This is a genomic window from Mesorhizobium sp. WSM4308, assembly GCF_002294905.1.
Taxonomy (GTDB): domain Bacteria; phylum Pseudomonadota; class Alphaproteobacteria; order Rhizobiales; family Rhizobiaceae; genus Mesorhizobium.
The window spans coordinates 40,104-61,992 of sequence record NZ_NSFW01000016.1 but is presented as its reverse complement, the minus strand read 5'-3'; the positions used below and the strand labels follow the sequence as shown (position 1 = coordinate 61,992).

Genomic DNA, 21,889 nt, shown 5'->3' with positions numbered 1-21,889 from the left:
TCGTTTTCCGGTTGATGGCAGGCCTTCCAGGTGCCGAGCTCGCGGCCGTTCCCGCGACCTTGCCCTACACCACCCCAGCCGCCTCCGCCCGCATATACGCCAGCCCCGCCACCGCCAAATCCCCCACGGCCATCCCCCGGAACACGAACGCCGTGGCCTCACCCGAGCTCTGCCTTCCCACGAAGTCGCCGCAGACCAGGCCTGTCAGATCGCCGGCGACCAGCGTGGGGTCGACCATGGGTTTGGGCATCTGTTTCTCCTGCTCCAGATCGTCGACGACGATGCGATCGAGGCGGCGCATGGTTGCGGGCAGCCAGGGCAAAGCGAGGTCGGTGATGGCGGTGAAGCTTCCCGGCTTCAGCCAGTTGGCGTCGAGGAACGGTTCGGGTTCGGGCACCAGCGTCACCGTCGACACCACCATGTCGGCGCCCTCCACCGCGGCCCTCGCCGTGTCGCAGGGGATTGCTTGCAGGCCGCGCGACCGCGCCATTTCGCACAGCGCGTCGCGATTGCTCTTGCCGCGGCCGAAGGCGCGGATTTCGCGCAGCGGAAAGAGGTCGGCGAATGCCTCCAAATGGGCGCGCGCTTGCACCCCGCAGCCGATGAAGGCGACGGACGACGCATCATGCCTTGCCATGCGCCGGGCGGCGACGGCGCTGAGGCCCGCCGTGCGTTTGGCCGTCACCCAATTGCCGTCGACCAGGGCCAGCGGCAGGCCGGTCTCGGCGTCGAGCAGGGTGATCAGCGAATTGATCGTGGCCAGGCCGCGCGCGGCGTTGCGCGGGTTCACCACCAGCGACTTGGTGGCCAGCACTGATGGCACTGAGGCGACGCCGAGCGTCGCCATGAAGTAGCGGTCGTCGCCCGGCCACACGGCGGCCTTGGGCGCGCACCAGACTTCGCCCCGCCTCTGGCCGACGATCTGGCGCTCGATCTCGTCGACGATTTCAGGCGTGGAGATCGCCAGGCGATCGAGAACCGCCGACGACAGATAGGGCAGGGTTTCGGCGGTGTTCATCGTGTCATTTTCCCTAAGAAAACCGTCAGACTACACGATGTGCTCGGGGCCGAAAGCCTGGCGGCGCAAGCGGCGTGACGGTTGCCTGGCCGATCAGAACCGCGTCCAGCCATTGCCGGTCTTCCCGGCGGCTGGGGTGGCCTTGCTTAAACCCTTGTTCTTGGGCTGAATGGCGGGACACGCCGCGAGGAGGGCATCGAGATGAGCCAAGACAGTCCACGGCCACTTGCCGAGATCGCCAGCTATCACGCCCATATCTACTTCGACGGGCAGGCCGAGCGGCAGCATGCCGAATGGCTGCGGCTGCGCATCGCCGAGCGGTTCCGCGTGCGCCTCGGCAGTTGGCACGACAAACAAGTCGGCCCGCATGAGCAGGCCATGTACCAGGTCTCCTTCGCAACCGGGATTTTCGGCGCGCTGGTTCCGTGGCTGATGCTGAACCATGGCGGCCTGAGCATCCTCATCCACCCGAACACGAACAATCCCAAGCGCGACCATCTGGTCGATCCGGTCTGGATCGGCCGGCCGCTGGGGGTGCATGGCGAGGTGCTTCCGGACGAGCATGAGGCGGAAGAGGCGCTGGAGCCGAACACCGAGCCGTCGCTGCCGGCGTAGACCGGCGTCGCCTGCTTCGCGGGGCATTGCGTGATGCCGTCGGGTGCGCTTCTATCCCGCGGCGCCATGGGGGGTCATCATTTGTCTGCTGGGAATCAAACGTCCACCGGTCACGAAGCGAGCGAGGCCGGCTGGCTCGATCTTCATTTCGAATCGTCGCGGCCCGAATACGAGGCGGCCTTGCTCGACGCCGGTATCCGCCCGGGCTGGAGCGTGCTCGACGCCGGATGCGGCAGCGGCGGCTTCCTGCCGCTCATCGCCAGGGCCGTCGGCCCATCCGGCTTCATCGCCGCGCTCGACCTCGCGCCTGAAAACATCGGCCGGGTCGAGGCGCTGGTGGGCACGCTGCCCGAGCCGCCGGAAATTGCCACGCATGTCGGCAGCATCCTGTCGCTGCCATTCGCCGACGCATCGTTCGATTGCGTCTGGTCCGGCAATGTCATGCAGTATCTGACGCCGGCCGAATTCGAGCTTGCCGTCGGCGAGGCCAGGCGCGTGCTGAAGCCGCGCGGCATCCTCGCCGTCAAGGATTTCGATTCGACGATCCTGCAGATCCTGCCCATGGACCGGGCCCTGCTGGCGCGCTTCATGGCCGCCAGGCTGCAGGGGTTTCGCGACCGGGGCGTGCTCGGCACCGATTGCGGTTCGACGCTTCCGGCGCGCCTGCGGCAGGCCGGCCTGGAGGTCGTCAGCCGCAAGGGCTGGCTGGTCGAGCGCTGGGCGCCCGCGCCTCGCTTCACGCGCGACTATGTTCGCGACCTGCTGGCCTATTTTGCCAGCGTCGCGCCGGGCTACGCCCTGCCTGACGCCGACCAGGCCTATTGGCGGGAGCTGAAGCAGCGGCCGGATCGCCTGCTCGACGATCCCGACTTCTGCTACCGCGAGTTCTTCGTCATGGCGGTCTGCCGGGCTTAGCGATCGGCGTGAAGCTGCTCAGGTCGCCAGTGCACCGGCTTTATCTGGGCGGATAGGGCCAACCTCAGCCGGCGCGTTTCCAGCAGGCGATAACATGGCCCGATGCGACCTCCCGGGCGACAGGCTCGGCGGCGTGGCAACCGGCGTCGGCCAATGGGCAGCGGCCGGCGAAGGCGCAGCCGCCGGGCGCGGTGGCGGTTTGTGCTTCGGCCATGGTGGTGGCCTCCCCATCATTGGAGGACGCCGCCAGCAGCAACTGCGTGTAGGGATGGTTGGGGCCGGCGAAGATCTGGTCGGAGGAACCGGTCTCGACCAGGCGGCCGCGATAGAGCACGCCGATGCGGTCCGCCATGTAGCGCACGACCCTGAGGTCATGGCTGATGAAGAGATAGGCGGTATCCCCTTTCTTCTGCAGATCGTTGAGCAGGTTGAGCACGGTCGCCTGCACCGAGACGTCGAGCGCCGAGGTCGGCTCGTCCAGCACCACCAGCCTTGGCAGGCCGGCGAAGGCGCGGGCAATGGCCGTGCGCTGGCGCTGGCCGCCGGACAGCGTGCCGGGCTTCTGCCGGGATGTCGTGCGGGCGAGGCGCACCGAGGCCAGCAGGTCGCCGACCCGCTGCGGCACGGCGCGGCGTGGCAGGCCGGCCAGCCGGCGCAGCGGGCGGCCGAGGATGCGGCCGATGCGCTGGCGCGGGTTGAGCGTGCGGTCGGGCGACTGGAACACCATCTGCACGTCGCGCCGTTCGCTGGGCCGGCGCCGCTCGACCAGCGGCGCCACGGCCTTGCCGAACAGGTCGACCGTGCCCGCCGTCGGCGGCTGCAGGCCGGTGACGATGCGGGCCAGCGTCGACTTGCCGGAACCGGACTCGCCGATCAGTCCAAAGGTCTCGCCGCTGGCGATGTCGAGGTCGATGCCGTGCAGCACCGGCTGGCCGTCGAAGGATTGTCTTATGCCCCGGCAAGAGAGGGCGGTTTCGCGCCGCGGCGCGGGCAGGGCGCTTTCCGCTTGCTCCCCGGCCGGCGCGTCGGAGATTATGTCCACGGGGCTCGCATCCTCGGCCAGCCTGCCGTCGCGCTTGGTGCGGTTGAGCGTCGGAATGGCGGCGACCAGCGCCTGCGTGTAGGCATGGCCCGGCTTGTCGAAAACCTCCTCAGCGGCACCGGTTTCGACGATCGAGCCGGCCTGCATCACCGAGACCCGGTCGCAGGAGCGGCGGATCAGGTCGATGTCGTGGCTGATCAGCAGGATGCTGGTGCGGTGCTCGCGGCGCAGATCGTCGAGGATGGCGATGATCTCGGACTGGACGCTGGCGTCGAGCGCCGTCGTCGGCTCGTCCATCACCAGCAGCGCCGGGTCGAGCGCGATCGCAATGGCGATGTTGGCGCGCTGCTGCATGCCGCCTGACAGCTCGTGCGGATAGAGCCGCAGCACGCGTTCGGGATTGGCGACGCGCACGCGGCTCAGAAGTTGCGCGGCGCGCGCAAACGCATCGTCACGATGCATCGGTCGGTGGCGCAGGATCGTCTCGGTGATCTGGCCGCCAATGGTCATGCTCGGGTTCAGCGCCGAGCCCGGATGCTGGTAGACGGCAGCGATGCGGTCGCCGCGCAGCCGGCGCAGCTCGTTGGCGGAGAGGTCGCGGATTTCGCAGTTTTCGAAGGCCAGTCGCGCGGCTTCGACCCGGGCATGCCTGGGCAGATAGCGCAGCACCGCCAGCGCCACCGAGCTCTTGCCCGAACCGGATTCGCCAACCAGGCCGAGCGCTTCGCCCTGGCCGATCTCGAGCGAGATATCGTCGACCGCGCGGTGCCCGGCTCCGCGATAGGAAACGGAGAGGTGCTCGACGTTCAGAACGGACGACAGTGTTGGCAAAACCGAAGACATGGTTGGCAAAACCGAAGACATTGTTGGCAAGACCGAAGACATGGGGACGACCGGAAACCACTTTCTGCGCGCGCCGCGATCAGGGGCAATCGCTTCCGCTTTCATATGGAACAATCTCTATAAAATTACTCGAATTAAGCGCGGGCGCAATCTAACTTTCGCTGACTGGACAATTTTCGGGGCACGGCCACAGGCCGCCGCACTGGCGGTTTTCCGCATCCGCAGGGAAGGAACAGAGATGTCGCACATGATCCTCAGCGCGTTCTTCTTCAATCCGCAGGGCGACCACCGCATAGCATGGCGCCACCCGCGCGCGCCGGGGCGCGAAGTGCTCGATTTCGACTATTATCGCGAGCTGGTGCAGGCGGCCGAGCGGGCACGCATCGACACCATCTTCGTCGCCGACCACGTGTCGATCTGGGATTCGGTCAAGAGCGGCGTCGCGCACTACGCCAATGCCCGTCTCGAACCGCTGACGCTGCTGTCGGCGCTGGCCGCGGTGACCAGCCATATCGGCCTGATCACCACGGCGTCGAGTTCCTACAGCGAGCCCTACAATGTCGCGCGCCTGTTCGCCTCGCTCGACCATATCAGCAAGGGCAGGGCGTCGTGGAACGTCGTCACCTCGGCGATGGACGAGGAGGCGCGCAATTTCGGCCGCGACGGCAATATCGAGCACGCCTTCCGCTATGAGCGCGCCGGCGAATTTCTCGATATCGTCAAGGCGCTGTGGGACAGCTGGGAGGACGAGGCGCTCCTTATCGACAAGGAGACGGGGTTCTTCGCCGATCCCGACAAGGTCCATCCGATCGACCACAAGGGCAAGCACTTCAAGGTGCGCGGGCCGCTCAACGTGTCGCGGCCGCCGCAGGGCCATCCGCTGATCGTCCAGGCCGGCTCGTCCGAGGACGGCAAGAATTTCGCCACCGCCCATGCCGATGCGCATTTCGCCATCTACAGCACCCGGGAAGACGGCATCAAATACCGCCAGGACATCAACGAGCGGCTGGCGCGCCATGGCCGGCGGCCGGAGAGCTTCAAGATCCTGCCCGGCATCCTGCCTGTCGTCGCGGCCTCGGAGGCCGAAGGCCGGGACAAGCAGGAATATCTGCAGACGCTTCTCCCCGACCAGGTCGGCATCGACCTGTTGTCGAGCTGGAGCGGCATCGACCTCTCGGCCTATCCGCCGGACGGGCCGCTGCCGCCGCTGCCGGACGAGAGCACCTTCAATGGCGGGCGCACCTCGCTCAACCGCGTCAAGCAATGGTCGAAGCAGAATCTCAGCCTGCGCGACATCGCCCGCAAACTCGCCAACAGCGGCTCGGTGCCGACGGTCGCCGGCACGCCGAAGCAGATCGCCGACCAGCTCGAGGACTGGTTCATCTCGGGCGCCGCCGACGGCTTCAACCTGATGTTCCCGCTGCTGCCCGAGGACTGGGTGAATTTCGCCGAGCAGGTGGTGTCGGAACTGCAGCGGCGCGGCCTCGTCCCGACCGAATATGCGCCCGGCACATTGCGCGATCGCTTCGGCCTTGCCCGCCCCGCCAACCGCTTCGCCGAGCAGCGCGCCAATCAGCGCGCCGTGTCCTGAGGAGGCAGCCATGACCGCAGCCCCTAATCTCCAGCCGCGCGAAGCGACCGCTCCGCGTCTCGTCAATGTGCTGCACAGCCCCAAGCGTGTGCGCGTCAAGTTCGGCGGCCGCACCATCGCCGACAGCCGCAATGTGCTGGTGCTGCGCTCCAACCATTTCCTGCCGATCTATTTCTTCCCGCCATCCTCGGTCGATGCGTCGGTGCTGAAGCCGTCGCCGCATCGCGAGCCGCACGCCGTCGGCGGCGAGACCGCCTATTGGGACATCGACAGCGGCGACAGGCGCGCCGCCCATGCGGCGTGGTCGTTCACGGCACCCCCGGATGAAAGCCTGGCGCCGCTCGCCGGCCGCATCGCCTTCACCTGGAAGGCGGTCGACCAGTGGTTCGAGGAGGAAGAGGAAGTCTTCGTCCATGCCCGGGATCCCTATGCGCGCATCGATGTGCTGCACAGTTCCAGCCATGTGCAGGTCTGGTTCGACGGCGACATCATCGCCGACAGCCACCGGCCGGTGCTGTTGTTCGAGACCCATCTGCCGACGCGCTTCTATTTGCGCCCGGAGGATGTCCGGCTGGAGCGGCTGACGGCGTCCAACTCGACGACGCGATGTCCCTACAAGGGCATCGCCTCCTACTGGTCGGGCCTTTTGAAGGACGGTTCGGTGCGCCCCGACATTGCCTGGAGCTACCGCGACCCGATCGACGAAATGCCGAGGATCAAGGGGCTGATCGCCTTCTATCCGCAAGCGGTCGACCGCATCCATCTCGACGGCCAGCCGGCCTGACGGCGGCTTTTTTCTCCCCCATCCTCCAATTGACGAGAGACTGACAATGACGAAACGTTCCGACATCGATTTGCTGCGCAACCAGTCGACGCGCGGCCACACCGGCGACATCTGGAATGTCGCGGTCGACGAATATGCGCAGGGCTTCCTCAAGCGCCGCGACCTCCTGAAATACGCGGCACTTCTAGGCCTCACCGGCTTTGCCGCCTCGCATGGCCTGTTCGCACCGGGCGCGGCAGGCGCGGCGACGCCTGGCGGCACGGTCCGTGTCGGGCTCGGCCAGCCGACCAAGGCGATCGATCCCGTCACGATCACCGATCCGGCCAGCATCGGCGTGATCAGCCAGGTCGGCGAGTACCTGATCCTCGACGATCCCAAGGACGGGCTGCAGCCGAAGCTTGCGCTGTCCTGGGAAGCCGACGAGACGGCCAGGCGCTGGACGTTCAAGCTCAGGCCCGGCGTGAAGTTCCACGACGGCCGCACCGTCACCGCCATGGACGTGGCGGCAAGCTTCGAACGGCTGGTCGATCCGGCCAGCGGCTCGTCGGCGCTGTCGGCCTACAAGGGCATTCTCTCCAAGGGCGGCGCCAAGGTCGTCGACGACGAAACCGTCGCCTTCGATCTCGACCAGTCGAACAGCAACTTCCCGTTCTACGTTTCCTCCGACGTCTACAATGCCGTCATCGTGCCGGCCGACTATGCCGGCGATTTCGAGAGGACCTTCAACGGCACGGGTCCCTTCAAGCTGGAGTCCTTCCGCCCCAAGCAGGGCGCGAGCTTCGTGCGCAACCCGGACTATTGGGGTGACAAGGCGCTGCCCGACCGCGTCGAGATCAAGTTCTTCGACGACGAGCAGGCGCAGGTGCTGGCGCTGCAGGCCGGCCAGCTTGACGTCATCCCCTCGACCACGCGGCTTGAGCTGGCGATCGAAGGCAATCCCAATTTCAAGCTGCTCAGCGTGCAGGCCAGCTCGCATGATCCGGCGCATCTGCGGACCGACCAGGCGCCGTTCACCGACAAGCGCGTGCGGCGCGCGCTGGCGCTGACCATCGACCGCGAGGCCGTGGTCAAGGGCCTGCTCAAGGGCCGCGCCGTCGTCGGCAACGACACGCCGTTCGCGCCGATCTTCCCGTCGGCCGATCCGTCCGTGCCGCAGCGCAAGCAGGACATCGCCGAGGCCAAGCGGCTGCTCGGCGAGGCCGGCGTGCCCAACGGCTTCGAGGTGACGCTGACTACCGAACGCGCCTACGACATTCCCGACTATGCCGTGATCATCCAGAACTTCGCCAGGAAGGCCGGCATCGACATCAAGCTCAACGTGCTGCCGCAGGACGCCTATTACGGCTCGGCGACGTTCGGCAGCTCGCCATGGCTGGACTCCAATCTCGGCATCACCGATTTCGGTCATCGCGGTACGCCCGATATCTTCCTCAACGCGACGCTGAAGAGCTCGGGCGCCTGGAACGCGGCGCATTTCAACAGTCCGGACTATGACGCGCTGCTCATCGACTACGGCAAGGCCCGCGACCTGCAGGCGCAACGGTTCGCCGCCGGCAAGATCCAGAATTTGCTGCTCGACGAGACGCCGCTGATCATCAGCTATTTCTCGCAATACAGCCGCATCGTCTCCTCGAAGGTGGAGGGCGTGCGCTTCACCGCGATCTCGCATCTGCTGCTCGACAAGGTGTCGTTCGTGTGAGCGGCATCGCCTCGATGGCGCGGCCGCTCGCGGTACGCGCAGGCTCGCTGCTGTTGACGCTGTGGCTGGTCAGCGCGCTGGTCTTCCTCGCCGGGCAGGTGCTGCCCGGCGATGTCGGCCGCGTCATGCTCGGCCCGTTCGCCGATGCGCAGGCGGTCGCCGAATTGAACCGCAAGCTCGGCACCGACCAACCGATTCTTGCGCAGTACTGGCACTGGTTCAGCCGGGCCATCACGGGCGACTTCGGCGACTCGCTGTCGATGCGCGCGCCGGTGGCGCCGTTCGTCCTGTCGAGCATCAGGAACTCCGCGGCACTGGCCGGCGTCGTGCTGCTGTTCCTGGTGCCGATCGGCATCGGCGCCGGCGTCGTCGCGGGCCTGCGCTCGGGGAGCCTTGCCGACAGGCTGATCGTGCTGACCGGCGTCTCGCTCTCGATCGTGCCCGATTTCGTCTCAGGCCTGCTGTTGCTGATGGTCTTCGGCCTGTGGCTGGCCTGGTTTCCGGTCACCGGTGCCGCGCCCAATGGGGCCGGTTTCTGGACGTCCAGCTACTATCTCATCCTGCCGGCGCTGCCGCTGGTGCTGAACCTGATCGGCTATGTGGCGCGCATGACCAGGGCAGGGGTTATCGAGGCGCGCGGCGCGGACTATACGCGCACCGCGATCCTCAAGGGGCTCAGCCCCTCGCAGGTGCTGTTCAAGCATGTGCTGCGCAACGCGCTGGTGCCGACGGTGGCGGTCATCGCCACGCAAAGCGGCTTCCTGCTTGGCGGGCTGGTGGTGATCGAGGCGCTGTTCGGCATACAGGGTCTCGGCAATTTGGTGCTGAGCGCCGCCAAGGCGCGCGATTTCCCGATGCTCGAGGCCGGCGTGCTGGTGATGGCTGCGATTTTCGTGTCGACGGCCGCGATCGGCGATCTCCTGCAGGCGCTGCTCGACCCGCGCCAGCGCCGGCGCAACGCGCCATGACCGATCTCGCCCAGTCTCCCATGCGCGGTGACATCAGGCTCTCCTGGTTCGGCCGGCTGCGCGGTTTTTTGCCCGATCTGGCGCCGTCGACCGCGATCGGCTCGGTGGTGCTGCTGTTGTGGGTTGCCTGTGCGGTGTTCGGTGCGCGGTTCGCGCCGTTCGATCCCTATGCCGAGGATTTCCTGTCGATGATGACGCCGCCCGACGCGGTGCACTGGTTCGGCACCGATCAGCTCGGGCGCGACGTGCTTTCGCGCATCGTCGTCGGCTCGCGCGACATCCTGCTGGTGGCGCCACTGGCGACGCTGGCGGGCGTGGCCGCCGGCAGCGTCATCGGCCTGGTGCTCGGCACCTTCGGCGGCCTGGTCGATGCGGTCGGCGCACGGCTGCTTGATGCCGTCATGTCGCTGCCCTTCATCGTGCTGGTGACGATGGCGCTGGTGGCGATCGGCCCGTCAAACCTCACCGTCATCGCGGTCATCGGCCTTGCCTATGCGCCGCTAGTGGCGCGCACCGTGCGCACCGCCACGCGCGAACAGCGCGAGCGCGACTATATCAGCGCCGCCCGGCTCGCCGGCGAGGGACGCCTGGCGATCATGTTCCTCGAAATCCTGCCCAATGTGCGGGAAACCATCCTGATCGAATTGATCACCCGGCTCGGCTACGCCTTCTTCTCGATCGCGACGCTGAGCTTCCTCGGCCTCGGCATCCAGCCGCCATCGGCCGATTGGGGGCTGGCGATCGCCGACGGCTACGGCTTCCTCACCGGCGGCAAATGGTGGGTGGTGGTCTTCAACTCGGCCGCGATCATCTCGCTGGTCATGGCCACCAACCTCATCGCGCAAGGCATCGGTGCCTTCGAAAACAGCGACAAGTAGGCGGTAGTCGAACAGGTTGATCGGCGCGGGGCTGACTCTTTTCCCGATGCTCAAACGTCTTTGCTACAGTGAAGCAATGGAGCAGGGTCGATGAGCCTCAAGGACAAGAAAATCGTGGTCACCGGTGGCAGCCGTGGGCTTGGCCTGGGATTGGTCGAAGCGCTGGTCGAGCATGATGCCCAAGTGACGGTCGTCGCGCGTGGCGCCGAAGCGCTGGAGGCGGTCCGCGCGCGGCTCGGGGTCGCCACGATTGCCGCCGACGTCACGGACGAGGACGCGGCCTATCGTATCCTTGGCGAGGTCAGCCCTGACATACTGGTGCTGAATGCTGGCGCCACACCCCGGATGGGGCGGCTGGATCAGCTGAGATGGGAGGATTTCTCCGTCGCCTGGGAGACCGACGTCAAGGCTGGCCTGTACTGGCTGCAGGCGGCGCTGAACCTGCCGCTCAAGCCGGGCAGCCGGGTGCTGGTGGGATCGAGTGGTGCTGCCGTTACCGGATCGCAGATGTCCGGCGGTTATGGCGGCTCCAAGCGCATGCTCTGGTTCATGGCCAAATATGCCAATGGCGTCTCGCAGGAGAAGAAGCTCGGCATTCGCTTCCAGGCGATCCTGCCGCGGCAGATGATTCTCGGTACCGGAACCGGCGACGCCGCGGCAGGCGCCTACGCAGGCTCCATGGGCATCACGCCGGAACAATTCGTCACCCGCTTTGGGGCGCCGATGCCGCCCCGGTCGTTCGGTGACAGGGTGGTTTCGGTGCTGGAAGACCCGCAATATGCCGAGGGCGTCGTCTTCGGCCTCAATGGCGACGCGGGCGTGACCATCATGGAAGGCGCGGCGGCTTGAACGAACGAGAGCCTGGTGTGGACCGCGATCGACGCGAAGGACTGCTTGCCCTTGCCGCCGCGCTGCGGCCAGAGCTGCACCGCTATTGCGCGCGCCTGATGGGCTCCGTCATCGATGGCGAGGATGTGGTGCAAGACACCTTTGCCCGGGCCTTCGTAGCGCTGGACGAACTGTGCGCGGTGCCACAGCTCAGGCCCTGGCTGTTCCGCATTGCCCACAACAGGGCGCTGGACCTGCTGCGCAGCCGCGCAACCCGCGTTGCGGAGCCCATCGAGACGGCGCTTGAAATCGCCGATGACAGCAAAGCCGATGCGGTGGAGACGCTGATGCGAAAGGAGGCAATCGAAACCGCCGTGTCGCGCTTTGCGGAGCTCCCGGTCGTCCAGCGCAGCGTCATCATCTTGAAAGATGTGCTCGATGAGCCCCTGGCTGAGATCGCGGCCCTGCTTGGCATTTCGGTCGATGCTGTGAAAGCGCACCTGTCGCGCGGCCGTGCCCGGCTTCGGGAGATCAACGCCCAGGCCAGCCGGCTTCCCGATGCGCGCATCGCTTCCGCCAAAGTGGTCCGTTACACCGATCTGTTCAACCAGCGCGACTGGGATGGCTTGCGTGCGCTGCTTGCCGATGATGTTAGACTTCAGCAGTCCATGCACCCGTCACGATCAGGTGCGGCCGATGTTGGGATGTTCTTCACGATCTATGCCAAGAGCGAGGGCCTGTGGCTCAAGCCGGCATGGGTCGAAGGCCGCGAGGTGATCGCGGTGTTCGAACATCGGGCGGCCCCGAAGCCAACCCATTTCATGTGGCTGGAGTGGCGGGAAGGGCGCATCAGCTTCATCCGTGACTATCGCTATGTCGGCTATGTTGCCGACGATGCCAGGCTGGTTCTGGCGAGCGACGTCAGGTCTTTCGGTCACGAAATCAAGCTCTGATGTCTTGGGGCTGCGACAACAATCAGGTTCCTGGTCGAGCAGGCCCTGGATGGTGGCTGCAACAGCCGCATAGGGCTTGGGCGGAAAGACGCCGCCATTCGGCATAGCGTCCGCGCCGGCTGTTGCTGGCCCGAGGTGATGATGATCTTGACCGGGCCAGCGGTCGCGCACGATCGGTTCCCGAAGCGTGGAATTCTCCTGACGCAATGGTCGCCTATTCGATCGAATTTCTTTGCAACCCGTTAATTTGGCCATGCTGTTAATAAGCGTCTGCTAATGCATGCCGACCGGAACCGCGTAGCGGTTTGGGATAACGACATGCGCAAAACTGTCTGGTTTGGCGCGGGGTAGCAATGACCAAGAATCTCGGCAACGCACGCTATGTGCCGCCCAAGGACACGAAAGTCTCCTTCTTCAGCAAGGCAGCGCCGGCGCTGTTCCCGCTCGTCGTGGCGGCGTTGGGCTACATGATCGGGCGACAGTTCTTCGGTCTGTAAGTTCCGATAGCTGCGCCGGAATGATCAGGCGTTGATTTCGGCCGCCGCCTCGTTGGCATTGGCGTCGGCCCGCTTGACGCGTTCGCTGGCCAGAAGCACGACCGGGCAGGCGACCGCGGCGAGCACCGCCGTCGCGGTGTCGCCGAAGAACAGCTCCTCGCCCGGCCGTTGGGTGACACCCATCACCACCATCGCGGCGCCTTTGGTCACCTCCCTGGCGATCGCCCTGTCCGCCGTGGCGCGGGTGCGGATCGCGGTGTCGACGGCGACGCCGTAGCGGTCAGCGAGATCGGCGACATCCTTGAGCACGGCTTCCTCCCGGCGGTGCGAGACCGTGCCCGGCCGGCTGCCCTGCCTGGCTTGCGAGACATAGAGCGCCTTGACGCGGGCGCGGTGCGGCCGCGCCAGCGCCAGCGCGAAATCGGCGGCGCGGCGCGCGACCTCGGTGCCGTTGACGGGGACCAGTATCGTCGTTCCGGCGCGCAGCACCGGCATCTTTCCATCGGCCTTGGCGCCGTTCAGCACGAGGCAGAGCGGGCCGTCGAAACCGCTGCTGACGTCCTTCAGCGCGCCGCTGAAGGTGCCTTTGTCGGTCAGCATGTTCTCCAGTCCGACCAGCAGAAGCCCATAGCCCTTGCGGGCTTCGGCGGCGATTGTCTCGGCGCTGGCCTGAAGCTCGGTGCGGGCTGTGAGGTGGACCCTGTCGACAAGCGTGTCCTCGGCCTTGCTGACGGCCCTTGCGCTCCTGGCGGCGCCTTTCTTTACCTCCCTGGACGCCCGTTCCGGGCCTTTGTCGCCGACCTGACCGGCGAGCCTGCCATCCTGGAGATGAAGCAGAGTGGTCGGCATGCCGCTGCCGCCGCCGACCAGGCCTGCAAGGTAGGCGGTGAACTTGCCGACCGGGCTGTCGTCGACCAGCAGCAGCAGGCGCTCCAGCCTGGAAACGAAGCCGCGTTCGTCGAGCAGTTCGCGATCGACGCGCTGCTTCTCGGCATGTCCAACCGGCAGGCGGCCGAGCGCCCAGCGCAGCATGGGCGGCATGGCCAGCGTGGTGATGACGGCCATGGTGACGATCATCGTGAACAGATTGTGGGACAGGATGTTCATCGACAGGCCGATGCTGGCGACGATGACCTCGGTCGAGCCGCGGGCGTTCATGGCGCTGCCGACGGCGGTGGCTTCCTTCAGCGACATGCCGGCCAGCCGGCCGCCGAGGAAGGCGCCGCCGAACTTGCCGATGCTGGCGATGGCGACCAATGCCAGCGTCAGCAGCGCCAGCGTCGGGTCGGTAAGCACGGTGAGGTCGGCCGACAGGCCGGCCATGCCGAAGAACACCGGCATGAACAGCGCGGTGATGAGGCCGCGCAACTGGCTCTCAATGTGGTCGGACAGTATCGGCGATTCACCGACCAGTATGCCGGCGACGAAGGCGCCGAGCACCGTGTGGACGCCGATCAGGTTGGTGATCAGCGCCATGACGCCCATGATGATGAGGATCACCGTGATGACAGCATATTCGCTGCGGAAAGAATCGTTGCTCCAGCGGATTAGCGTGAAGACAAGCCGGCGGCCGATGGTGAAGGAAAACACCATGAACAGCGCCACCTCGGCCACCGTGGTGATGAGCGGCAAGACCTGCAGGCTGCCATTGGTGGCGATGCCGAAGGTCACCGCGATGACCAGCCAGCCGATCGTGTCCTCGATGATGGACGAGGAAATGATGACCTGGCCGAGATTGCGGCGCATGAAGTTCATCTCGCGCACCACCATGGCGACGATCTTGACCGAGGAGATCGACAGCGCCGTGCCGAGGAACAGCCCGGCGACGACGCGCTGCCGCGGGTCGGACAGCAGCGAGTCCGGCAGGAATTGTGCCAGCGCGAAGCCGAAGGCGAAAGGCACGACGACGCCGGTGATCGAGATCGAAAAACAGGCCGCCCCGACGCGGCGCACCAGGCGCAGATCCGTCTCCATGCCGGTCAGGAGCAGGAGAAGCAGGATGCCGAGCTGGGACACCGCATCGATCATGCCCTTCTGCGCCGGATCGCTGGAGAAGATCAGGTGCTGGGCGTCGGGCCATATCCATCCTAACAGCGAGGGCCCGAGCAGGATGCCGCCGATCAGCTGACCCATAATCGCCGGCTGGCCGTAACGCTGGAAGATTTCGCCGAGGCCGCGGCCTACCAGCAGGAGAAGCACGATCTCGGCGACGAACAGGCCCTCGGCCGAGCCGCCCATGCCCGACGCATGTCCGGGCGCCTGGGCGGCGAAGGCGCGGCTTGCCGGTGCCAGGGCAAGGGTGGCCAGCACGAGGGTGGCCGCGAGGCGGCCTGACGTCGTTGCCGGTTGCCGGTTCATGGGTTCCCTCAAACGTCGCGGCGGACTGACCATGACAACGCATGGCCGGCCTTTGCGTTGCAGCCGCCTGTTGCCGGAATTGGAAGTCGATCATCCGGTCAGACGTGGACATCGCCAAAGGCGAGTTCGCCGTCGTCGCCGGCCGCGAACACGACTATGGCAAGCAGCCCAATGTAGAACGCGGCCACCAACGCGACGATGGCGATGCCTGGTATGGGACCAAGGGCGGCGCTGTCGACCGCTTCGCGCAGCGAACCGCCAAAGCCGACCCTGGTGCCGACGGTTTGCAGGCTGGGTGTCGAGATCTTCAATACCCAGGCCAACAGCAGGATGAGGAAAAGGTAAATGTAGTTGCGGCGCAGGCGGCGCACCAGGGCGGCACGTTGCGACAGCAGGAATTTCGGCGCGCGCAGGCCTTCGCCGACGATGAGCAGCCAATCCGAGGCGAAGTCGGGCTGCGGCGAAAAGATCTGCGCGAAATAGTGACGTTCGAACTGGCGCACGCGGGCGCGGTAGAAGTCGAAGAAGCGGTAGCGGCGCGCCTCGATCCACAAAAGCAGCAGGATCAGCAGCATGGCGAACAACAGCACGCCATGATGCGCGCTGGCCGTCGACAGCGAAACCGAGAGCATCGCCGCCACCACGGTGATCGCCCAGTTCGTGGTCCTGTCGAGCCGATCGCGCCAGCCCGCCATGCGCGCGATCTCGGCGCGGTGGAAATGCGACAGCGTGTTCACGCGCTCCGTCGGTGAAAGGACGGGACCCGCGGGCGTCGCCGACGCATCGTTCATGGCATCCTCCGGCAAGGACTAAAACAGTTTGCCGGCAACATAGTTCCCTTGGGCTACTCGGCGTGATTGTAAGAACGCCCGGTCATTCCGGCCCGCCGATCCAGTCGACCACCAGGGCGGTGGCGCCAAAGACTGCGCCGATGGCGCACACGCAGGTCCACCCGCCCCAAGTCCAGGCAGCGCCGGCCAGCAATGAGCCGATGGCGCCGCCGATGAAGAAGATGCCGACGAACAGGCCGTTGAGCCGGCCGCGGGCCTCGGGCTGAAGCAGATTGACGGCACGGCGGCCGAGCGTCTGGTCGCCGGTGACGCCGATGTCGAGCAGCACGGCGCTGAGGCCCATCAGCACCAGCGATTGCCATGACGCTTCGGACTGAGAGGCGCCGGCCCAGGCGGCGAGCGCCATAGCGCCGATCAGCACGAGGTGACAGGCAATGGTGGCGGATCGCGTCCAGCCATGGTCGCCGGCGCGGCCGAACAGCGGCGTGACCACGGCGCCGCCGGCGCCGACAAGCGCGAAGAGCGCAATGCCGCGCTGGCCAAGGCCGAAAGGCGGCTGTGCGAGACGCAAGGCGACCGCCGTCCAGAACAGGCTGAACGCCGCCATCACCAGCGCCGCCGTCAGCGCACGCCGCCGCAGCACCGGCTCGTCGCGCAGCAGCCCGAACAGTGAGGCAATCAGCGCGCCGTAGGACGACTTTGCTTCCGGGCGCCGCTGCGGCAAGGTGAAGGCGAGCACGCCGGTGAGCAGGACGAGCGCGGTAGCACTGAGGCCGTAGAAGGCGCGCCAGCCCCAGGCGTCTGCGATGAGGCTGGCCAGCGGCCGCGCCAGCAGGATGCCGATCATCAGTCCGCTCATGACATCGCCGATGACGCGGCCGGCCTCGCCGGGCGGCGCCATCGAGGCTGCGATCGGCACCAGGATCTGGATCGCCGAGCAGGCGGCACCGAGGACGAACAGGACGACCAGCAGCGAGGCGATGGTGGGTGCGAAGACGGCGACGCCGGCCGCGAGGGCCGCCGTCAGGAGCATGCGCAAGATCAAGGCGCGGTTCTCGGCGAGATCGGCCATCGGCACCAGGAAGAACAGGCCGGCGGCATAGCCGAGCAGCGTGGCCATGGCGACGAGGCCGACGCTGGCGGCGCTGGCGCCGAGCGACGGGCCGATCAGCCCGACCAGCGTCTGCGGCGCGAACAGATTGGTGACGATGATGCCGGTGGAGGCGGCGAAGAGCAGCGTCTGCGGGCCGGTGATGGTGCTGGCGGGCAGCCGCCCGCACAACTGGCCGTCCTTGGTGTCGAGCATGAGGTCCTCAATAAACTTGCATATTGTTTGAGGACTTTATGCCGAAGCATTATCATGCTACAATTCAATCAATTCGATAATGATTATGCGAGATGTGCATGAACATCCATGACCTCGAAGCCTTCATCGCCGTGGTGGAAACCGGCTCGATCGTCGGCGCCTCCGCTAGGCTGAACCTCACCCAGCCGGGCGTCACGCGCCGCATCCAGAATCTGGAGGATGGTCTGGCGACAGCACTTCTCGACCGCCAGTCGAAGCCGCTGAAGCCGACAGCTACGGGGCGCGAGGCCTATGAGCATGGAAGGCGGGTGCTGCGCTCGCTGGACGATCTCAGGGCGGGCGTGTCGCCGCAAGGCGAGGTCAAGGGCGAGTTCCGCCTGGGCGTCATGCCCTATCTCTCCGACGCAGCACTAGCGCTGCCGCTCGACACGCTGCGCGCCGCCTTTCCGCAGCTGACGCTGCGCATCACCTCGGGCTGGTCGCCAAGGCTGGTGGAGCAGGTGGCGCGCAGCGAACTCGACGCCGTGGCGGTGTGCCTCGCCGAAGGCCTGGCGCCGCCGGATGAGCTGGTCTGCGACGATCTCGGCGCACAGTCGGTGCTGCTGGTCGCGTCCCCCGGCCTTGGCGTGCCGAAGCCGGCGACGCTCGCCGACCTGTCGCGCTTTGCCTGGGTGATGAACGAAAACGGCTGCGGGTTCCGCGCCTTCATCCGCCAGAGTTTCGAGGCGGCAAGGCTGCCGTTCCAGGTCGGGGTGGAGGCGCTCAGCGTCGACCTCAGAATGTCGCTGGTGGCGCGCGGCCATGGCATCGGCATCGTCACGCCCGGCGCCTTCGCCGACAGCCGCTGGCGCGACGCCGTCGAGGTCATCGACTGCCCCGACTTCAAGCCGCAAGTGCGCGCCTGGCTGCTGCACCGCCCGCCCGCCGGACGGCTCAGCCGCCCAATCGCGCTGTTCCGAGATGCGCTGATCGACGGGCTGAAGGTGCCGATGCCGCTGGTGTCGTAGCCGGCTGACGACCAAGCGGCTGTACGCCTTCTACCAGTCGCAAGGCGATCGACACCGCCATGGTGCAACGGCAATGCCACAGGGAGGCGACACCCGATGTCGTAGTGCCGAGACTTATCCAGTTCATGGACCAGCTTGGATGGATTTCAGTGCGCTGAGAGGGAGCAAGTCGTTGGCGGCGCAGGCGCTGTCGGCGGCGGCCGCCGGCAACCGCCTTGCGGAAGCCCGACAGCGCTTCGACGCGGGCGTCGCGGACGGCCTTGTGCAAGGCGGCCAGATTGCCCCAGGCGGGCGTACGTGCATTCGACGATCACTTTGCATTACCAGGTCTTGACCCCTCCGCAACGAACCCCAGATCGACCATGCCGCCGCCAGATGGGCCGGTGCAGACGCGGGCGTCAGCTTCATGGGCGGTGACCGTCGAACTCGGGCATCATGTGCCGGAGGCGGTGAGACCCGCGACCGGGCGAGGGCGTTCCCAAAGGTTGAGCGGATCGGACCAGAAGCAGAGCGAAAACAGCAAGCACGGATCAGGCTGGCAGCGATGCCGGCTTCAGACGGCGCATTGTCCTCCGGAGCACAGCCAGTGCATACGAACGTACCAGAAACAGGATCAAGAAAGGAGAAAGTGCAATGACCATTCGTGATCTCATGCCGTGGAGCCGCGACACCAGCCAGTCTGCGACCCTCTTTCGCGAAGGCGATCGGGACCCGTTCATGGGCCTGCATCGCGAGATGAGCCGCCTGGTAGATGACATGTTCCGCGGCTTCGAGTCGCGGCTTCCGTCCATGGGCAGGTTCTCTTTGGCCGGCACCGGTTGGCCCAGCGTGGAAATCTCCGAAACGGACAAGGATATCCGCGTGACAGCCGAGATACCCGGCATGGAGGAGAAGGACATCGAGGTGTTGCTCGATGATGGCGTCCTGACGTTGCGCGGCGAAAAACACTCCGAAACCGACGACAAGGAGCGTCAGTTCTCCGAGCGGTTCTATGGCCGCTTCGAACGTCGCATCCCGATCGGCTTCGAAGTCGCGGAGGACAAGGTCGCCGCCGACTTCCGCAATGGCGTACTGTCCGTGAGCTTGCCGAAGTCCGAGAAGGCGCAGAGCAAGGCTAAGCGCATTCCCATCGGCGGCAAGAGCACCAAGCACTAGAACGGACCTGCCGGGCGTGCGTGCCGCGCACGCCCGGCATTGACTGGCGGGATTTCGCGCCGGTCGCCCTTGAGAATCCCCCAGCCTTCGGCAACATGGCGGCAAGGCTGGGAGCGCAAGGATGAACAAGGCCATTTCCGCCGTACCGCGCAAGGCGCCGATGGCGCTGACCGAGGCGCTGGTGGCGCGGACCATGCGCGTGGTCGCGGATGCCGGGCCGACGCCGGGCATGGTCTATATGACGGACGCCGACTATGCGCGGTTTCGCGACGAGATCCTGGCCTCTGCGCCGCCCGGACCGCTAAAGCTGTTCGCCTATGGCTCGCTGCTGTGGAAGCCGGCAGGCGAGGTCCGGGGTGGCGAGCGCGCGGTGGCGCGGGGCTGGCACCGATCGTTCTGCTTCACGGTGCAGCGCTTTCGCGGCACGCTCGAACAGCCCGGCCTGATGATGGCGCTCGACCGCGGCGGCCAGTGCCAGGGCATGGTGTTCGAAATCGCCGAGCCGGTCGCCGAAAATCTGGAAGCGCTGCTGCGCCGCGAGATGACCATCCTGCCCGCCGTCAACGTGCCGCGCTGGCTGCAGGTCAGCACCGAGGGCGGGGCGAGCCGGGCGCTCGGCTTCGTCGTCGATCCCGCCAATCCGCGCTATGCCGGCAAGCTCGACAAGCCCGCGGTCGCGGCGACGCTGGCCAGGGCCGTCGGCCACTGGGGCTCGGGCGCGCAGTATCTGTTCGAGACGATCCGCCACCTCGACGCCTGCGGCATACGCGACCGCAATCTGTGGCAGTTGCAGGAACTGGTGGCGCAGGAGATCGGCCGCGCCCATGGCGCCATCTAGCCTTCCGCCGGCATTGCGGACGTTGCGCGAGCCAGGAAATCTCGAAAGCTCTCCGGCTGCCTATCCGTGAGCATGGCGAAGTCTCGGGAGACCCCGCCATAGCGGCCCTCGGCGATCGACGCGCACAGCGTCGTGAAGGCCCGCGGCCAGGGTTCGTCGAGGCGCGCCGACGCCGAGGCCAGATATTCGCTGAGGGAGCAGGGGTGATAGCGCAGGGGCCATGCCGTCGCCTCGCCATAGCAGGCGGCGATTTCGTTGAAGCCCAGCGCCCGGCCTCCGGTGATCGTGTAGAGCGCGCGGGATGTGTGAGCCCCAGTCGCCACCGCGGCGACGGCTGCTGCAACATTATCGCGCGAGACCGGTGCAACCAGGCCCTGTCCGGCAGGCAGCACCAATTGTCCCGAGGCGGGCGCAAGCCATGTGTCGAGGATGAAATCACTGTAGAGGCCGCAGCGCAGGATGGTCGAGGGCACGCCGCTGGCGGCCAGCCGGCGCTCGGCGTCGCGATAGGCGGGCGCGTAGTAGAAGGGCGAGTTCTCGCCGATATCGACGATACTGGTGAAGGTGATGTGGCGCACACCCGCCGCCGTCGCGGCCGCGATGGCGTTGGCGTGATGGCGCGTGACCGCATCCGCAGCGCCATCACTTGAAATCAGGACCAGCCTGTCGACGCCGGTGAAGGCTGCTTTGAGCGTCGAGGCATCCTCGTAGTCACCGACGCGTAGTGCTGTTTCCCGAGGCAGGCGCCCTTGCCCCGCCTCGCGCTTGCGGACCAGCGCGGCGACCTCATGGCCTGATGACACCAAGCTCGAGACGACGGCGCGCCCGACATGGCCGGTGGCTCCGGTGACGAGGATCATTCCTGCCGCTCCAATCTACCGCCGCTTCAATCTACCGCTTGACGAACATATATCCCTGTGGTTATACGTCAACCAATAGCCAACGGGTTATCGATCTGACATGCCGGATACCCATGACATGCTCTTCAGGACGCTCGCCGACCCGACCAGGCGGGCGATCTTCGAACGGCTGTGCCGCCAGGGCGAGCAGACGGTGGGGGCGCTGACGAGCCAGTCCGGCGTGTCGCAGCCGGCGGTGTCGAAGCATCTGGGCGTGCTCAAGCAGGCCGGTCTGGTGCGCGACCGCCATGAAGGCCGCCAGACGCACTACAGCGCGCAGCTTGGCGCGCTGGCGCCGCTGATGGACTGGACACGCCAGATGGCCGGGTTTTGGGAGAGCCGGTTCGATGATCTCGAGGATTTGCTCAAAAGGATGGACCAGTGAACGATAGTGCCACTGAAAACCGCACTGTCGTCGTCGAGCGGCAGATTTCCCATCCGCCGGAAAAACTCTGGCGCGCGCTGACACAACCGCATCTGATCGAGGAGTGGCTGATGAAGAACGATTTCAAGCCTGATGTCGGCCACCGCTTCAACATCAGCGCCGATTGGGGCGGCGTGCTCGATTGCGAGGTGCTGGCCGTCGAGCCGAACAAGACGCTGTCCTACACCTGGAACCTCGCGCACCAGGATCCGGCCTTCAATCTGCAAAGCGTGGTGACCTTCACGCTCACCCCGACGCCAACCGGAACGCATCTGCGCATGGAGCAATCCGGCTTCCGGCCGGAGCAGCGGCGCGCCTATGGCGGCGCCAAGATGGGCTGGCCGCAATTCTTCGAGAAGCTGGAGCAGCTTCTCGACCGGACGGATTAGACCCGTTGTTTTGACGCAATTCCGGACGGAAAACCGTTTCACACTTTTCCTGGAATTGCTCCGCCGGCCGATCGAACCCAACCCCTGACTT

Annotated in this window: 21 protein-coding genes; 15 read left to right on the top strand and 6 right to left on the bottom strand. The window is 66.2% G+C overall.

Annotated features, from left to right (window positions below; translation table 11 throughout):
• Nucleotides 1–64: 64 nt before the first annotated feature.
• Entirely contained in the window at nucleotides 65–1,018 is a 954-nt protein-coding gene (locus CK227_RS26630; protein ID WP_095774947.1) for an ornithine cyclodeaminase family protein, read from the bottom strand.
• Nucleotides 1,019–1,219: 201 nt separating this feature from the next.
• On the opposite strand from CK227_RS26630, the gene CK227_RS26625 reads away from it, so the two are divergent.
• Together CK227_RS26625 and CK227_RS26620 are read left to right on the top strand one after the other, a co-directional pair.
• On the top strand, nucleotides 1,220–1,633 hold the full coding sequence (locus CK227_RS26625) for a DOPA 4,5-dioxygenase family protein (RefSeq protein ID WP_095774946.1): 414 nt from the start codon (nucleotides 1,220–1,222) through the stop codon (nucleotides 1,631–1,633).
• A gap of 81 nt (nucleotides 1,634–1,714) precedes the next feature.
• The gene (locus tag CK227_RS26620; RefSeq protein WP_245318262.1) at nucleotides 1,715–2,548 is read left to right on the top strand and encodes a methyltransferase domain-containing protein; all 834 of its coding nucleotides are present in this window, start codon (nucleotides 1,715–1,717) and stop codon (nucleotides 2,546–2,548) included.
• A gap of 64 nt (nucleotides 2,549–2,612) precedes the next feature.
• On the opposite strand, the gene CK227_RS26615 is transcribed toward CK227_RS26620, so the two are convergent.
• Nucleotides 2,613–4,433 carry an ABC transporter ATP-binding protein gene (locus tag CK227_RS26615; RefSeq protein WP_095775047.1) on the bottom strand — a complete coding sequence of 607 codons (1,821 nt, stop codon included), beginning with the start codon at nucleotides 4,431–4,433 and terminating at the stop codon, nucleotides 2,613–2,615.
• 238 nt (nucleotides 4,434–4,671) lie between these two features.
• On the opposite strand from CK227_RS26615, the gene CK227_RS26610 reads away from it, so the two are divergent.
• The 8 genes from CK227_RS26610 to CK227_RS26575 all read left to right on the top strand — a co-directional run bounded on the left by CK227_RS26610 (nucleotide 4,672) and on the right by CK227_RS26575 (nucleotide 12,631).
• Nucleotides 4,672–6,024, top strand: a complete 1,353-nt coding sequence (locus tag CK227_RS26610; RefSeq protein WP_095774944.1) for an LLM class flavin-dependent oxidoreductase — start codon at nucleotides 4,672–4,674, stop codon at nucleotides 6,022–6,024.
• Nucleotides 6,025–6,034: 10 nt separating this feature from the next.
• Nucleotides 6,035–6,808 (top strand): DUF427 domain-containing protein, encoded by a 774-nt coding sequence (locus tag CK227_RS26605; RefSeq protein WP_095774943.1) that lies wholly within the window; start codon nucleotides 6,035–6,037, stop codon nucleotides 6,806–6,808.
• 46 nt (nucleotides 6,809–6,854) lie between these two features.
• Complete coding sequence (locus CK227_RS26600; RefSeq protein WP_095774942.1) at nucleotides 6,855–8,507, top strand: ABC transporter substrate-binding protein; 1,653 nt, start codon at nucleotides 6,855–6,857, stop codon at nucleotides 8,505–8,507.
• 14 nt (nucleotides 8,508–8,521) lie between these two features.
• Entirely contained in the window at nucleotides 8,522–9,475 is a 954-nt protein-coding gene (locus CK227_RS26595; protein ID WP_095775046.1) for an ABC transporter permease, read from the top strand.
• Nucleotides 9,472–10,353 (top strand): ABC transporter permease, encoded by an 882-nt coding sequence (locus CK227_RS26590; protein WP_095774941.1) that lies wholly within the window; start codon nucleotides 9,472–9,474, stop codon nucleotides 10,351–10,353. Before CK227_RS26595 ends, CK227_RS26590 begins: the two co-directional genes overlap by 4 nt.
• Before the next feature lie 90 nt (nucleotides 10,354–10,443).
• Complete coding sequence (locus CK227_RS26585) at nucleotides 10,444–11,202, top strand: SDR family NAD(P)-dependent oxidoreductase (RefSeq protein WP_095774940.1); 759 nt, start codon at nucleotides 10,444–10,446, stop codon at nucleotides 11,200–11,202.
• Nucleotides 11,199–12,134, top strand: coding sequence for a sigma-70 family RNA polymerase sigma factor (locus CK227_RS26580; RefSeq protein ID WP_095774939.1), 936 nt, complete (start codon nucleotides 11,199–11,201; stop codon nucleotides 12,132–12,134). Before CK227_RS26585 ends, CK227_RS26580 begins: the two co-directional genes overlap by 4 nt.
• Before the next feature lie 353 nt (nucleotides 12,135–12,487).
• Nucleotides 12,488–12,631, top strand: coding sequence for a hypothetical protein (locus CK227_RS26575; protein ID WP_095774938.1), 144 nt, complete (start codon nucleotides 12,488–12,490; stop codon nucleotides 12,629–12,631).
• A 24-nt stretch (nucleotides 12,632–12,655) separates the two neighbouring features.
• On the opposite strand, the gene CK227_RS26570 is transcribed toward CK227_RS26575, so the two are convergent.
• The 3 genes from CK227_RS26570 to CK227_RS26560 form a co-directional block, all read right to left on the bottom strand.
• Entirely contained in the window at nucleotides 12,656–14,989 is a 2,334-nt protein-coding gene (locus tag CK227_RS26570; protein WP_245318260.1) for a cation:proton antiporter, read from the bottom strand.
• A 98-nt stretch (nucleotides 14,990–15,087) separates the two neighbouring features.
• Nucleotides 15,088–15,780: a DUF2270 domain-containing protein gene (locus CK227_RS26565; RefSeq protein WP_095774937.1), complete on the bottom strand. Its 693-nt coding sequence runs from the start codon at nucleotides 15,778–15,780 to the stop codon at nucleotides 15,088–15,090.
• Nucleotides 15,781–15,862: 82 nt separating this feature from the next.
• Nucleotides 15,863–17,086: an MFS transporter gene (locus tag CK227_RS26560; protein WP_095774936.1), complete on the bottom strand. Its 1,224-nt coding sequence runs from the start codon at nucleotides 17,084–17,086 to the stop codon at nucleotides 15,863–15,865.
• Nucleotides 17,087–17,184: 98 nt separating this feature from the next.
• Here CK227_RS26560 and CK227_RS26555 point away from each other — a divergent pair, with 98 nt between their 5' ends.
• From CK227_RS26555 to CK227_RS26540, 3 genes are all read left to right on the top strand, one after another.
• Nucleotides 17,185–18,093, top strand: a complete 909-nt coding sequence (locus tag CK227_RS26555) for a LysR family transcriptional regulator (RefSeq protein WP_095774935.1) — start codon at nucleotides 17,185–17,187, stop codon at nucleotides 18,091–18,093.
• A 633-nt stretch (nucleotides 18,094–18,726) separates the two neighbouring features.
• A complete protein-coding gene (locus CK227_RS26545) occupies nucleotides 18,727–19,248 on the top strand; it encodes an Hsp20/alpha crystallin family protein (RefSeq protein ID WP_095774933.1) in 522 nt (173 codons plus the stop codon).
• Nucleotides 19,249–19,369: 121 nt separating this feature from the next.
• A complete protein-coding gene (locus tag CK227_RS26540; protein WP_095774932.1) occupies nucleotides 19,370–20,086 on the top strand; it encodes a gamma-glutamylcyclotransferase in 717 nt (238 codons plus the stop codon).
• Here CK227_RS26540 and CK227_RS26535 read toward each other — a convergent pair.
• On the bottom strand, nucleotides 20,083–20,946 hold the full coding sequence (locus tag CK227_RS26535) for an NAD(P)H-binding protein (protein ID WP_095774931.1): 864 nt from the start codon (nucleotides 20,944–20,946) through the stop codon (nucleotides 20,083–20,085). The two genes, CK227_RS26540 and CK227_RS26535, sit on opposite strands and share 4 nt — an antisense overlap.
• A 100-nt stretch (nucleotides 20,947–21,046) precedes the next feature.
• On the opposite strand from CK227_RS26535, the gene CK227_RS26530 reads away from it, so the two are divergent.
• On the top strand, nucleotides 21,047–21,370 hold the full coding sequence (locus tag CK227_RS26530) for a metalloregulator ArsR/SmtB family transcription factor (RefSeq protein ID WP_095774930.1): 324 nt from the start codon (nucleotides 21,047–21,049) through the stop codon (nucleotides 21,368–21,370).
• The gene (locus CK227_RS26525; protein WP_095774929.1) at nucleotides 21,367–21,798 is read left to right on the top strand and encodes an SRPBCC domain-containing protein; all 432 of its coding nucleotides are present in this window, start codon (nucleotides 21,367–21,369) and stop codon (nucleotides 21,796–21,798) included. The genes CK227_RS26530 and CK227_RS26525 overlap by 4 nt, the downstream gene beginning before the upstream one ends.
• Nucleotides 21,799–21,889: the final 91 nt, after the last annotated feature.